Origin of the sequence: Halomonas sp. 5021 (assembly GCF_036663435.1) — a bacterium.
GTDB classification, from domain to species: domain Bacteria; phylum Pseudomonadota; class Gammaproteobacteria; order Pseudomonadales; family Halomonadaceae; genus Vreelandella; species Vreelandella janggokensis.
On sequence record NZ_JAXOVU010000008.1, the window covers coordinates 87,540 to 100,555 of the forward strand.

Consider the following 13,016-nt stretch of genomic DNA (forward strand, 5'->3'; position numbering starts at 1 on the left):
TCATTTGGTGCGGTGGCTTCCTTTAACAGGAGGGAACGATGAGCGAAGACACCTACACCCCACCACGCGTATGGCAATGGGAACCCGGCAACGGCGGCAAATTTGCCAACATTAACCGCCCTGTCGCGGGCGCAACGCATGACAAACCGTTGCCGGTTGGTAAACATCCCCTACAGCTTTATTCACTGGCCACCCCCAACGGGGTGAAAGTCACCGTGATGCTCGAAGAGTTGCTGGAGAAAGGCATTGAGGGCGCTGAGTATGATGCCCACCTGATCCAGATTGGTGAAGGCGACCAATTCAGCAGCGGTTTTGTCGAAGTGAATCCCAACTCGAAAATTCCCGCGCTGATGGATCACAGCGTTAACCCGCCCCAGCGCGTATTTGAATCCGGCGCCATCCTGCTTTATCTGGCCGAGAAATTTAACGCCTTCCTGCCCACTGACCCGGCAAAACGCACCGAGTGCTTGTCCTGGTTATTCTGGCAAATGGGCAGCGCGCCGCTACTCGGTGGCGGCTTCGGCCACTTTTACGCGTACGCACCGGAGAGCTATCAGTATCCGATCGATCGCTACACCATGGAAGTAAAGCGCCAGCTTGATGTACTCGACCGCCACCTGGCCGAAAACCGCTTCATTGCAGGCGATGAATACACCATTGCCGACATGGCGATATACCCCTGGTACGGCGCACTGGTCAAAAACCGGGTTTACGAGGCGGCTGAGTTCCTTGAAGCCCACACCTACAAAAATGTCATTCGCTGGACCGAAGAGATCGATGAGCGCCCGGCCGTCAAACGGGGCCGCATGGTCAACCGCACCTGGGGCGAACCCCATGAGCAGTTACATGAGCGCCACGACGCCAGCGACTTTGAACTGCGTACCCAAGACAAGCAATAATAGTGCTCCACCTTAATCACGAACGGCCCACGCGGGCCGTTTTGAGTTGAGTCCTGGCCTGATACGCAGTGTGAAGGGGCGCACGATGATTGACCCAAAATATAGCCAGTTGCTGTTTACCTTTTTGATGGCGCTGTTCATGTCATGTGTGATGTCGCTGGTGATTACGCTATACAACATCGGCTTTATTGACGGGATTGTGATGATCTGGCTCAAAGCGTGGCTGTTTGCCTTTGCCGTCGCGCTGCCGGTCATTAACCTGGTGTTACCCATTGTGCGCAGGTTGGTGGCCATTCTGGTTAAAAAGCCTCATGGCTAACGCAAAAGGGACGGCGTAGCCGTCCCTTTTGTCCTTTCAATGCGCTGAACGTCAGGAATTAAAATCGGTAACGTACGTTGGCCGTCACGTTGCGTCTCTCGCCATAGCCACAGTCGCCGCCCTCATAACGGCACCAGGAGATAAACTCTTCGTCAGTCAGGTTTTTGGCATCCAGGCTTAGATCCCACTTCCCGACGGTATACCCGATCATGGCGTCAACCAGGGTCTCGGACGGCACCTTGGGCGCACCACCCGAGCCTACGTTGTCACCGATGTAGCGAACCCCGGCACCAAATCGCCAGTTATTCCCCAGATAAAGCTTGTTCCACCAGGACGCCTGCTTTTCCGCCACGTATGGTAGCCGCTCGCCGGTGCTTTCATCATCGGCATTCATATTGGTGTAGCCCAGCTGGGTTTCAAAGTCCTGCCAGCGCTTGTTGATTTGCAACTCCCAGCCATCAATGACGGCACCGGTTTGTGTCACTCCACCGGGGGTTGCGCCCTCTGCAATGCGGTTTTCTTCGCTAATGTCAAAATACGCCGCACTGACCGACAGCGATTTATCCGGTGACAGGTACTTGATGCCCACCTCTTCTTGCTCGCCAGTGGTGGGGTCTAACGTACCGCCTTCCGACGCACCATCGTTACCCAAGTTCATCGCAAACGCTTCGGAGTAGCTCACATAGGGCGAGATGCCGTTATCAAATTGGTACATCAAGCCCAGACGCCCGGTGGTGGCCTCTTCATCGCTCACTGTATCGCTGCCCGCAACCGCTACCTGACGGTTTTCAGCCCAGTCGTGACGCAACCCAGCGGAAACCACCACCGGACCGACTTCGATATGATCGGCCAAATAAATGCCGACTTGGTCAATCTCGTTGCCCGGCCGGTCTGAAGGGTCAAGCGAATCCAACTGCAAGTTGCCATATTGCGGGTCATAAATATTAATGGTGCCACCGCCTCCCGCTACCGATGAATAGTTATCCTGCTCCCAAGTGGCGTCTTGGCGATCAATACCAGCAATCAGGTTGTGCTTGGTATCACCCAGAGCAAATTCCCCTTCCAGACGGGCGTCAAGGTTAAAAATTTGGGTTTCGGCATCGGCAGTATAGATCGTCCGCGAGACCTCCCCATTGGCATCCGGCTGGGTGCCAATATCCACCCAGTGCTCGCGGGTTTCGGTGCTGGAATCGGTGTAACGTGCGGTGGCCGAAAAAGCCCAGTCGCGGTTCAGTTGATGGTCGAAAAACAACGTCGTTTCGGTTTTCTCGCGGTCGTAACGATCCCAGCCCGGCTCGCCGACAAAACGCTCCGAGCCGATAAAGCCCTGGGATCCCGGCTCCAGCGTGCCAGCCTGGGGCAGGAACTGCGCCGACACCTGGCCCTTGTTCTCCTGGCGATTGACCAGCAGGGTAATTTCCGTGTCGTCGCTAGGCCGCCAGGTCAGCGATGGCGAAACCACATAGCCGTCGTCTTCCACGTGGTCGACCTGGGTATCACTGTCGCGCTTGAGGCCGACCAGGCGATACAGCAGTTTCCCGTCCTCGTCTGCCGCCCCGGTTACGTCAAACGCCAGCTGCTTGCGGTTGTTAGAGCCGTACTGCGCCCACACTTCCCCGCTACGCTCTTCTTCGGGCAGCTTGGAAACACCGTTGATGATACCCCCCAAGTCAGCCTGGCCGTAAAGCATGGAAGACGGCCCTTTCAGCACTTCCACGCTTTCCAGCGCGTAAGGGTTAGTGCGCACCGAGTTGTAAGAGCCGTAAATCTGGCGCAGGCCATCCAGATAGCGCCCGGCATCAACGCCACGCACGGTGGCACCGTCAATTCGCGTATCGAAACCGAAGTTACCCGCATACACGCCAGGCGTATAGAGCAGCGCATCCTGAATCGTTTTACTGCCGGTATCTTGCATAAACTGCTCATCCACCACCGAGAGCGAAAACGGCTGCTCGTTGAGCGGCACATCCAGCTTGCCGACGCTGGGCTGTTTTTCGGCTTCGATATAGCCCATGGCATCCACAGCGGTGGCGACCACTTGCATCGCCTCTAACTCTACATCGTTGGCGGAGGGGTTTTGTTGGGCGACGACAAGCGTCGGCGTGCCAAATATTGATGCCATGGCAACTGCGCTGGAAAGGCAACGCATAGAGAAAAAAGCGTTTCGCATGATAAACAGATCCCGGAGCAAATATTAATGATATAGATTTTTATTTGCATTATAGTAATAATCCGGGCCGAGGATGTCAACACGCCACCATCAATTAACCATCACCACTTTAGCCACCACAAAAAAACCTGCGGGCGGCTCGATAGGCCGCCCGCAGGTTCCATGATGTCCATCCAAAAGCGACCCCTATAGGGCTAAACTTGACTTAAAAACGCTTCGAGAGCGTCACCGCACCGAATTTATCCGACTCCTCCTGACCATCAAACTCCCGAGAGCGCGCCACGGCTGCATAGGTGACCTGCCAGTCTTCCCAGGCGAGCGCCAACCCACCTGAAATATCGCCTACCCATTCCTTGCGGTCGACCGAGTGACTATCTTGGAAAGTATTACCGTCAAGTGTCAGATTTTGCGCCATGTAATATCCTTCCATGTTGGCGAACAGATACCATTGCCAACCGCTGTTGCCATGGATCTGATGACGACTGCCGGGATTGGGGGTCAGCGTCGGAACTCCCTGTGCATCATCTCCCCAGCGCACGCTATAACCTGCACTGGCATAAGTATAGAGATTGCCAAGTGCTGCCCCGACGCTGGGGCCATGAGAAAACTGCTTGCCAGCCAAGGGGGTATCGTGCCACCACTGACGCCGCATCGTAAAATTGATAATAGGCTCATCGTCCAACTGGTTTCGCCAGCCACGTGGGCGATCACTGTCTGTTAGGCGGTGAACCTCTTGCTGAATGCTATCTGCTTGAGAGGAAGGCCCTACTAAGCCAACGTCCAAATGCAGATCCGTTGCCTGCTGCCAACGGCCTACTGGCTTATCTTCATAAAGCGATACACCACCATATATTAAACCAGCGTATGGGCGATCATCTTCAATAAGATCGCGACGCTTAATGACATCGGGCGTGTAAATTTGGTGTATCAAACGGTAAGAGGCGCGATCTGCCTGGCTAATGAGCCCATCCGGCAACGCCGTGGCTAAACGCTGCATCCAGCTTTGCGGCTCAGGCTTAAACATCCAGTTCAGCTCAAAGCCACTGGTAAAGTGACCATCATCACTACTGGCAAATAGATCGTTTTCGAACTTAAGGGAAAGCGTATTATCCTCAGCGGCCACGGCCATCGGTAGTAAACTGGAAGACAATACAAACGACAGCGCAGCTTTGCAAAATATGCCTTTGCGGATGCTGGGATGTTTGGCGAACGGCATCATGGCTCATTCCTTGAGTTGAGGAAACGGATACAAACATTGTTGATTGTATGTAATGATGTAAAAAGATAGCAAGCATACTTTTCTTTCCCGCCCCCCAAAAGTTGGTTGTTTACACACCTAGCATTACTTATTGCATACCAGTCTGGAGGCGATTGACCAATAAGTCGTCTCGCAGGATTTCCTCTTTGAGCGAGGTAAGCTCATCCACATCCCAATTAGCACTCAGATAGCGCCCTCGTGCCCAATCTGCCCTTCCTGACGCCAGCCAGACTAGAAAGGCGGCTGACAGCTCCGGACTGTCGATCAGAAAGGAGTGCCTATCCTCAGGCATGTTTCGAGCAAGTTCTGTAGCAACGCCGCCTGGATGAAGGGCAAAGCATTTGACACCATCCTCACCATGATCAACATCCACAAACTCACAAAGGCGATTGATGGCATGCTTGGATGTCTGATAACTGGATGCGGTAGGCGCAACTCGCTGAGCCCCGACAGACGACAGTAGAACCAAATGACCGCCGCTGCCTCCTATGTCTGCCCACTTTTTTGCAGATTGAATGAGGTGGGGAATAGAATACCGTATGATATGATAGGTTCCTTGGATATTGACCTCCCAAGTATGCCACCAGCTCTCTGGATCAGACTCACCGATTTTAGCCCACCGTTCAAGATGCCCTGCATTCGCATCAACTAGATCAATGCCGCCAAATTGTTCTACACAAGCTGATACCGCAGCGTCAACCTGTGCCGCATTGGTGACGTCGCAGATGGAATAAGCGCACCGAGTATCGGAATTTGCCTGAAAGACTAAGTCTTGTGTTTCCACCAGCGACTGCTCAGAGCGTGCTGTCAGATAAATGGCTTTGGCTCCTGCTTTAGCGAAGCATATCGCCGTTTCCCTACCAATTCCCCTTGAGGCACCCATTATGAGGACAATTTTGCCAGAGGCGGTGCCTGAAAGCGTAGAGGTTGGAGCGATTGCGTCATACTGGTCGTGGTGTTCCGTTAGAGAAAGATCTTGTGTCTGTGTTGGCGTCATGGGTATTCCTCATCAATAAAATAGCGACCTTTATGATTCGCCTTGCTCGCGGTACCCAGCCATCATGCTCATCATCCAGCCCGGGTACTCCTCCGGGATACGACTCGCCTCGTCCAGGGCTTTACGCTCGCCATCAGACAATCGGATCCGTGCGGCCCGGATATTGGCTTTCAGCTGATCTGGTCGCTTGGCACCAACAATAACACTGGATACAGGCTTCTGGTGCAGCAGCCACGCTAGCGCGATCTGGGCCATGGTGACGGGTTCGCCGTCAATCTGTTTTCCGTCAGCCACCTCCCGCATGACCTTGATAACCTCTCTGCCCCGTTCTCGGTTAATCGGCGGGAAGTCCAATTTGGCGCGCCGGTTGTCCTCGGACACGTCCGGACCCTCGTATTTGCCGGACAGGTAACCGCCGGCCAGCGGGCTCCACACCATCAACCCGACCTTTTCCGACGCCAACATGGGGATCACCTCCCGTTCCAGGTCGCGCCCCACCAGGGTGTAGTACGCCTGCAGAGACGCGACCGGGCACAGGTTGCGGGCCCGGGTGATACCGATGGCCTTCATGACCTGCCAGGCGGCCCAGTTAGACAAGCCCACATAACGCACATGGCCCTGTTGCACGAGGGTGTTCAGTGCCTCCAGGGTTTCTTCGATCGGGGTGGCCGGATCAAAGCCATGGATCTGGTACAGATCAATATAGTCGGTCTGCAATCGCGCCAGGCTCGCCTTGCATTCGCTCATGATGTGGCCTCGGGAAGCACCACGGGCATTGGGGCCCTCGCCCATGGGGCCGAGCACTTTGGTGGCCAACACGACATCTTCCCGGCGGACACCGAGGTTTTTCAGGGATTGGCCAACGATGCGTTCGCTGGCACCCAAGCCATAGATGTTGGCCGTATCGATGAAGTTGATACCGGCTTCCAGGGCGATCTTCACCAGTTCGTCGGCCTGTTCCTGCTGCAATTGCCCGATCAGGCCCCAGATGCCTTCATCACCGCCAAAGGTCATGGTGCCCAGGCAGAGTTCGGAGACGAACAAGCCCGAGTTTCCGAGTGCTCTGTAGCGTAACGAATTGCTATCAAATCTTGGCAGGTTGTGAGTGGTCATGTTGCACCTCCTGATGAAAGGTTAATGTCGTGACTTTTTGTCGTGTCTCATTCATTGCCATTCAAACGCCAGTGTTGTTCCCTTCCGAAGCACTTTGGCAGCGAGCCCTTAAAAGTTGTGTAGCCGCATCAAACGGAGCGGGATCTTCTACGGTGCGCGCCGCCAGATGGGCGCCTTCCAGCATGGCCAGGGTTGCGCAGGCTTCTTGTGCAGGATCAGAAATGGACGAGATTGATCCATCCCTCAGGCCCCGTTCAAAGGTTGCCCTGATCCAGTCCAGCACCATTGTCCGAACGCTACCCACCCGGTTAACAACCGCCTCGGGCAGGCTTTCTCGACAGATTGAAAAGGCAACGCACAGGCAGACAGTCTGGCCGTCATGCAGGGCACCCCGGTACACAGCGATGAGAGCACTTAGGCGTGCGCCAGCGCTGGGACAAGCCGCCTCTATTTCAGCCAGCCGCTCTTTCAGGCTGGTGTGATACCGCTCGATCAAACGCTCCGACAAGTCCGCCTTGGTCGGAAAGTGATAATGAATGGAAGCCTTTCTGATGCCGATGGCCTTCGCGAGATCCGCATAGCTGAACCCGTCAAACCCTCTTGATCGGGCGGTGCGCTCTGCGAAGTCTAACAGGGCGGTTCTTGTGTCACGGTTCATAATTAGTCAAAGGTTGACGTCGTTCACTCAGGCAGTTACCTAGTATGGTACCTTGATCAGGGGAAGGTTGAGATTCCTTCCCTTGATCAAGCCCTTTGGGCTCCTTACCGGTACAGAATGTTCAGACTCCCACCAGTTAAACTTCGGGGGTCCTGACAAACTGAAGGTGCCCTGTCTTAATCCAGATTTCCGCCCCATGGGCTCCGGCCGTTGCGGATAATGCTTCTCCTTCAGGCAGGCGCAGCCAGGCATTCCTGCCCAGCACATCATCGTTTACCGCGACATCGCCGTCCAGGACCAACACCTCGATCCCGCCAGCCGCGTCTGATGTTAAGGTAGCACCGGGCTCAAGCTTGCGGTAAGTGACCGTTTCACGCTCGTCCTCGTGCAGGAGCGAGGTGGAAATGCCTTCCACCGGAGCACCCAGTTCCGCTTCCATGTTTTTGCTGAACTGAGTACGGTCCGCTGGATTAAACTGCCAGAGCTTGACGAAAATCGTACATCCCTCGTCAGAACCAGGCACATGAGACGTGGTTGGCGGATTCCGCACATAGGTTCCCGCCGGATAATCCCCATGTTCGTCCTGAAACACACCGTCAAGTACGATGAATTCTTCACCACCGTCATGCGTGTGCGCCGAAAACCGACTGCCTGGCGCATACCGCACAATACTGGTAGCACGGGCCACTTCGCCACCGATACGATCCAGCATTCGCCGCTCCACCCCTTTCATAGGTGAAGGGCGCCACTCAAGCTGGTCGGTGTCAATGACCACGGGCTTTGTAAAGTCTGCATTGATTTCCATGCTCTGTCCTCCGGTTAATCAGTCTGCCAAGCCAAAAGCCCCTGGCATCAGCCGGTAATCGACGGACGGGCCGCGACCCGGGCACGCCAGGCGAGGAGATGATCGAGATGATCGGGAATGTCAACCTTGGCAAATTCTGCAAACACCATCCCGGCATAAGTCGTGATATCCGCAACAGTGAAACGGTCACCAGCAAGAAACTCGTTTTCCGCAAGAACCTCGTTGAGGTAGGCCATCGTGGACTGAGCGACCTCCTTCTGCTTATTGCCCCAGTCAGGGCATTGCCATGTCTCGAGGTCGGGTCCCAGGCCCTGGGTTGCATGGTGGAAATACGCGCCCACCGCATTCATCAAACCGGATTCGGCACGAATATTCATCATCGCGATAACCGCACGCTCTTTAGGCGAGGCGCCCGTTAGGGAGGGCCCGTCAAACACACCGTCCAGGTACTCAGTGATGGCGTTGCACTGTGCAATGCAGGTGCCATCATCAAGCTCCAGTACCGGTACGGTGGCATCGGGGTTCTTTGCCCTGAAATCACTGGTACGGTGTTCACCACCCATGACATCCACCGGGACAAACACCACTTTGTCGGTAGCACCTTTCTCGGCAAGGGCAATACGGACGCGTAGCGGGTTGGGAAAGCCTTCGGTTTCGTAGATTTTCATTTTTGACCTTTATTAGTAATGAATATGACAACACCTTACCTACTAAAAGGTAGTCATTCAATAAAATAAAGATATTTTTTATGGACACTCTGAATAACTCACGAAATGAGCGATAATCCTGTCCCTGCTCACAACAGGATTCGTTGCCACCATGGATCAAATCACCTTTTCCGAAGCCGAGTACCAAACCAAGAAGCGCAAGAAGACCCGTCGTGAGATCTTTCTTAAGCGGATGACAAGCTGATTCCCTGGAGGCAGTTGAAGATGAAATTTGCTGGCCGCGTTCAGCAATCTGCTGATCGGTGAAAAATACCTGCTGGCGTAGGGCCAGTGCGACTGTTTTCGCCGACATGGCGGAAATAGGCAAAAAACGCCAATAACGGAAAAATAGCGTCTCAATCTTTGATTTAGGCCGACTAAAATCAAGGCCAGCGAAAATCAGCGATTATTTAGACCTCGCCTAATACTCCCTCCCGTCGCCTCTCGACCCCGATAGCGCCCTAGCAGACCACCAGACCTCCCAAGGTAAGGCACGCGACGTTGTTCAGCGCATCCTTGCGCCTCACATTTCAGGCTGACACTCAAATTCGTTCCAGACGAATTTGTACCGCTTGAGTCTGTCGGATATACGTCATGGCGTACAGCAAAAGTGCTAGGCTTTGATGATGGGGCCACCTCACGCCGCTATGACGCCTCAATCCGTTTCATGTTCGTCAGGCCAGCGTTTTGCCTCGAGCTTTCTTCAGATTTCCCTTCGCGAGGGACACCCTTACCGGGCGTGCAGGGGACTTTAACCCCAAAGTCACCCTCAGGTACCAACTCAGGAACAGCGCCAGTCAAGGCGCTGCGCGCCAAGCCTGGCGCGCATCAAAAAAGATGATCTCAAGGGCACTCCGATGCGTCTCCGATTCACCGTGCTCCAGCGACTCTTGCGCAGGGCTAACCACCCCTTAGCAGCCAGTACGGCGTGATTTCATGTTGGCCGTTTTCATCGGTAATGAACATCGATCCTTCGCTGATCATCACGGCCCAGTTAATCGCCCTTGGCAAATCCTTGGCAATGGTCGCGAGTGCTTCCTGTGGCAGCCCCGCCACATGCACATTTTTCAACGATGCCACATTAGGCAGTACCTTGCTCTCCCACATATCGACGCGACCGTAGGCAAGCAGCGATACGCGCTCAGCCCGCCTGGAACACCAGGTAAGGCGCTCAGCATCCGGCAGGCCGACTTCAATCCAGTGCAGCACACGGCCATCCAGGCTCTTTTCCCACAAAGCGGGCTCATCGACGTCGGAAAGGCCACGCCCGAAGGCAAGGGCTTCGTCATACCAAAGCACATAGGCAAGCAAGCGCGCGGTCATGCGCTCTTCGGTCTCTGACGGATGACGTGCCACGGTAAAACGCAGCGTCTCATACACCCCGCGATCCAGATCGGTCAGATTGATATCCACTTTGTAGGGCGTTGCACTAAGGGCCATTGCAGTTTCCAAACGAAAATTTACGCCAGTGTACCTGATACAGGGTATAGACAGGTCATGACAGGCGGAGATCCGCTTTAAGGGTGCCGTTCTTTAGCGTTTCGGCCTCGTGCATCGGCTCGCGCCACGGCTCTTCGAGGGCGGCTTGATACCAGGCCTGCATGGCAGGCAGCGCCAGCAGGCGCTCCACATAAGCCTGAGAGGGTGCACTGAGCGGTAGGTTGAACGTCTGCGCACGGAACGCCACGGGCGCATAAAACGCATCGACAGCGCTGAAGTACTTGCCTGCCAGGAAGGGCCCGCCGAAGCGCTCAAGTCCCTGCTGCCATAGGGCATCCAGGCGGTACACATCAGCCTTCAACTTATCCGACAAGCCGTTTAACTCAACCCGCAGGCCGCAGTTCATTGAGCACTCGTCGCGTAAAGCGCCAAAGCCACTGTGCATTTCGGCAGTGGCTGAGCGTGCCCAGGCACGGGCTGCCTTATCTGCAGGCCATACGTTGGTGTGTTGCTCGGCCAGGTACTCGACGATTGCCAGAGAATCCCACACGGCCAGCTCGCCATCCACCAAGCAAGGAACCAACCCCGAAGGGGAAAAACGCCTAAACGCCTCATGACTGGCACCAAAGCCACCCTCGAACGGCATGAGATGTTCGTTAAACGGAATTTCCAGCGCTTTCATCAGCACCCAAGGACGCAGCGACCAGGAAGAGTAATTCTTGTTGGCAATATACAACTCAAACATGCAGCGCTCCTTGTTGATAACAGAGACGTTAATCGAACGAAATGCTTCACCATGTTGCTTCGAGCATAAAACGGGGGTGGCGCAAGCGCCACCCCCTAAATCAGCAAATATTGAATGAGCAAACGCTTAAAAGTTCGGTTTGCGCTTCTCGACAAAGGCGGACATACCCTCTTTCTGCTCACCACCGGCAAAGCAGAAGGCGAAAAGGCTGGTTTCCAGCGCCAGAGCACTGTCCAGATCCTGATCCAAGCCGTCGTGAACCGCCTGCTTGGCACCGCGCACCGCCTGTGCGCCATTACCTTTAAGCTGTTTGGTGAGCTCTTCAACGTAGCTCTCGAGCTCGGCTTGCGGCATTAACCGGTTCACCAGGCCGATACGCAGCGCCTCTTGGGCGTCGATCTTGCGTCCGGTGGTGACCAGATCAATCGCCATGGCGGGGCCAACGCGGCGCGGCAGTCGCTGGGTACCGCCAAAGCCCGGGATGACCCCGAGCAGCACTTCAGGTTGACCGAACACGGCGTTGTCGCTGGCTACCGCCCAGTCGCAGGCCAGTGCCAGTTCGCAGCCGCCGCCAAGGCAAAACCCGTTCACCAGCGCGACCACCGGCACGGGTAACGTTTCCAGGCGTTTAATGGTACGCAGCGCTTGACTGGCAAAGTCCCGCGCTTCCTCAGGTGTTTTATCACGCATTTCGGTGATATCGGCACCGGCCACGAAGGCTTTCTCCCCGGCACCGGTAAGCAGTACGCCGCGTAAATTCGGGTGGGCTTCAAGCTCCACCAGGTGTGTTTCCAGCGCTAGTAGTACATCGCTATTCAACGCATTCAGTGCTTTGGGACGATTGATGGTGAGGCGCACCATCCCATCGTTATCAACCTTTTCGATCACTGCTTCGCTCATGATGGGCTCCTTATTTGATTTGTTATGGAATTTTAAAATGAATACCCATCAACCCTAGCGAACGCTTGGTTGAGTGGCAATCACTTATTTATGCCGCGCTCTTCAGGTCAGTGCAAGCTAATCGTAATGATAAAAACCGCGGCCGCTCTTACGACCTAGATAGCCCGCCGCGACCATGCGCTTGAGCAGCGGACAGGGACGGTATTTGGGGTCGCCAAAGCCCTCCTGGAGCACATCCATAATCGCCAGACAGACATCCAGGCCAATCAGGTCCGCCAGCGCTAGCGGCCCCATGGGATGAGCCGCGCCTAGCTTCATGGCGTCGTCCACGGCTTCAGGCGTTGCAGTGCCTTCCTGGACGATAAATGCCGCTTCGTTGATCATCGGTACGAGTAAGCGGTTGACCGCAAAGCCAGGCGCGTCACCTACCGGCACGGCGGTTTTGCCAAGGGCCTTGGCGAGTTTTTCAATCTCGGCCACGGTGGCATCGGCGGTCTGCTCGGCGCGAATCACTTCCACCAGTTTGAGTACCGGCACCGGGTTGAAGAAGTGCATGCCTACCACGCGCTCGGGCCGTTCGCACACCGCTGCCAGACGGGTGAGCGATAACGACGAGGTGTTGGAGGCCAGTATCGCGGTGCTGCTCAGCTGGCTCAGGTCGCGGAACAGCGACTCTTTCAGTTCAGGCTGTTCAGGAGCGGCTTCGATAATCACCGCGCAGTTGCTTAGCGCGTCCAGTGTAGTCGTGGTAGAAAGGCGCGCCAGCGCGGCGTCTTTATCCGCCTCGCTGATTTTTTCTTTCGTGACCAGCTTGGTCAAACCTTTATCGATATTCGCCTTGGCACGGCCAAGCGGCTCCTCGGCCACATCGTAAAGGTGCACATTGAAGCCACTGGCAACCGCCACTTGGGCGATCCCCTGCCCCATCGTGCCTGCGCCGACGACACCGATATTCTGATTACTCATGCACTCTCTCCCCTGTCGATGACTAATGCTGTTGACGAT

At 55.2% G+C, this 13,016-nt stretch carries 13 protein-coding genes; 2 read left to right on the forward strand and 11 right to left on the reverse strand.

Going from position 1 to position 13,016, the window contains the following annotated elements:
* Window positions 1-38: 38 nt before the first annotated feature.
* Together yghU and R3F64_RS13655 are read left to right on the forward strand one after the other, a co-directional pair.
* The gene (gene yghU / locus R3F64_RS13650; protein WP_199283713.1) at window positions 39-899 is read left to right on the forward strand and encodes a glutathione-dependent disulfide-bond oxidoreductase; all 861 of its coding nucleotides are present in this window, start codon (window positions 39-41) and stop codon (window positions 897-899) included.
* A gap of 85 nt (window positions 900-984) precedes the next feature.
* Entirely contained in the window at window positions 985-1,218 is a 234-nt protein-coding gene (locus R3F64_RS13655) for a DUF2798 domain-containing protein (RefSeq protein ID WP_066318722.1), read from the forward strand.
* 58 nt (window positions 1,219-1,276) lie between these two features.
* Here the strand turns inward: R3F64_RS13655 and R3F64_RS13660 are convergent, their stop codons facing one another.
* The 11 genes from R3F64_RS13660 to R3F64_RS13710 all read right to left on the reverse strand — a co-directional run bounded on the left by R3F64_RS13660 (window position 1,277) and on the right by R3F64_RS13710 (window position 12,977).
* Window positions 1,277-3,340, reverse strand: coding sequence for a TonB-dependent siderophore receptor (locus tag R3F64_RS13660; protein WP_233337245.1), 2,064 nt, complete (start codon window positions 3,338-3,340; stop codon window positions 1,277-1,279).
* Window positions 3,341-3,593: 253 nt separating this feature from the next.
* Complete coding sequence (locus R3F64_RS13665; protein WP_325073157.1) at window positions 3,594-4,607, reverse strand: lipid A deacylase LpxR family protein; 1,014 nt, start codon at window positions 4,605-4,607, stop codon at window positions 3,594-3,596.
* A gap of 127 nt (window positions 4,608-4,734) precedes the next feature.
* The gene (locus R3F64_RS13670; protein WP_199283715.1) at window positions 4,735-5,643 is read right to left on the reverse strand and encodes an SDR family oxidoreductase; all 909 of its coding nucleotides are present in this window, start codon (window positions 5,641-5,643) and stop codon (window positions 4,735-4,737) included.
* A 30-nt stretch (window positions 5,644-5,673) separates the two neighbouring features.
* Window positions 5,674-6,756: an aldo/keto reductase gene (locus R3F64_RS13675; protein ID WP_199283716.1), complete on the reverse strand. Its 1,083-nt coding sequence runs from the start codon at window positions 6,754-6,756 to the stop codon at window positions 5,674-5,676.
* 61 nt (window positions 6,757-6,817) lie between these two features.
* The gene (locus tag R3F64_RS13680; protein WP_199283717.1) at window positions 6,818-7,414 is read right to left on the reverse strand and encodes a TetR/AcrR family transcriptional regulator; all 597 of its coding nucleotides are present in this window, start codon (window positions 7,412-7,414) and stop codon (window positions 6,818-6,820) included.
* A gap of 136 nt (window positions 7,415-7,550) precedes the next feature.
* Complete coding sequence (locus R3F64_RS13685) at window positions 7,551-8,219, reverse strand: cupin domain-containing protein (protein ID WP_199283718.1); 669 nt, start codon at window positions 8,217-8,219, stop codon at window positions 7,551-7,553.
* 47 nt (window positions 8,220-8,266) lie between these two features.
* Window positions 8,267-8,887: a glutathione S-transferase family protein gene (locus R3F64_RS13690; protein WP_199283719.1), complete on the reverse strand. Its 621-nt coding sequence runs from the start codon at window positions 8,885-8,887 to the stop codon at window positions 8,267-8,269.
* Window positions 8,888-9,826: 939 nt separating this feature from the next.
* Entirely contained in the window at window positions 9,827-10,366 is a 540-nt protein-coding gene (locus R3F64_RS13695; RefSeq protein WP_199283720.1) for a YaeQ family protein, read from the reverse strand.
* Between the two features lie 55 nt (window positions 10,367-10,421).
* Window positions 10,422-11,111, reverse strand: a complete 690-nt coding sequence (locus R3F64_RS13700) for a glutathione S-transferase family protein (RefSeq protein WP_199283721.1) — start codon at window positions 11,109-11,111, stop codon at window positions 10,422-10,424.
* A gap of 126 nt (window positions 11,112-11,237) precedes the next feature.
* A complete protein-coding gene (locus R3F64_RS13705) occupies window positions 11,238-12,011 on the reverse strand; it encodes an enoyl-CoA hydratase-related protein (RefSeq protein WP_199283722.1) in 774 nt (257 codons plus the stop codon).
* Window positions 12,012-12,128: 117 nt separating this feature from the next.
* A complete protein-coding gene (locus tag R3F64_RS13710; protein ID WP_253023057.1) occupies window positions 12,129-12,977 on the reverse strand; it encodes a 3-hydroxybutyryl-CoA dehydrogenase in 849 nt (282 codons plus the stop codon).
* Window positions 12,978-13,016: the final 39 nt, after the last annotated feature.

What these genes read in the sequence shown, in the direction of transcription:
- yghU (WP_199283713.1), top strand. Translation starts at nt 39, where the DNA reads ATGAGCGAAGACACCTACACCCCACCACGCGTATGGCAATGGGAACCC.
- R3F64_RS13655 (WP_066318722.1), top strand. Translation starts at nt 985, where the DNA reads ATGATTGACCCAAAATATAGCCAGTTGCTGTTTACCTTTTTGATGGCG.
- R3F64_RS13660 (WP_233337245.1), bottom strand. Translation starts at nt 3,340, where the DNA reads ATGGCATCAATATTTGGCACGCCGACGCTTGTCGTCGCCCAACAAAAC.
- R3F64_RS13665 (WP_325073157.1), bottom strand. Translation starts at nt 4,607, where the DNA reads ATGATGCCGTTCGCCAAACATCCCAGCATCCGCAAAGGCATATTTTGC.
- R3F64_RS13670 (WP_199283715.1), bottom strand. Translation starts at nt 5,643, where the DNA reads ATGACGCCAACACAGACACAAGATCTTTCTCTAACGGAACACCACGAC.
- R3F64_RS13675 (WP_199283716.1), bottom strand. Translation starts at nt 6,756, where the DNA reads ATGACCACTCACAACCTGCCAAGATTTGATAGCAATTCGTTACGCTAC.
- R3F64_RS13680 (WP_199283717.1), bottom strand. Translation starts at nt 7,414, where the DNA reads ATGAACCGTGACACAAGAACCGCCCTGTTAGACTTCGCAGAGCGCACC.
- R3F64_RS13685 (WP_199283718.1), bottom strand. Translation starts at nt 8,219, where the DNA reads ATGGAAATCAATGCAGACTTTACAAAGCCCGTGGTCATTGACACCGAC.
- R3F64_RS13690 (WP_199283719.1), bottom strand. Translation starts at nt 8,887, where the DNA reads ATGAAAATCTACGAAACCGAAGGCTTTCCCAACCCGCTACGCGTCCGT.
- R3F64_RS13695 (WP_199283720.1), bottom strand. Translation starts at nt 10,366, where the DNA reads ATGGCCCTTAGTGCAACGCCCTACAAAGTGGATATCAATCTGACCGAT.
- R3F64_RS13700 (WP_199283721.1), bottom strand. Translation starts at nt 11,111, where the DNA reads ATGTTTGAGTTGTATATTGCCAACAAGAATTACTCTTCCTGGTCGCTG.
- R3F64_RS13705 (WP_199283722.1), bottom strand. Translation starts at nt 12,011, where the DNA reads ATGAGCGAAGCAGTGATCGAAAAGGTTGATAACGATGGGATGGTGCGC.
- R3F64_RS13710 (WP_253023057.1), bottom strand. Translation starts at nt 12,977, where the DNA reads ATGAGTAATCAGAATATCGGTGTCGTCGGCGCAGGCACGATGGGGCAG.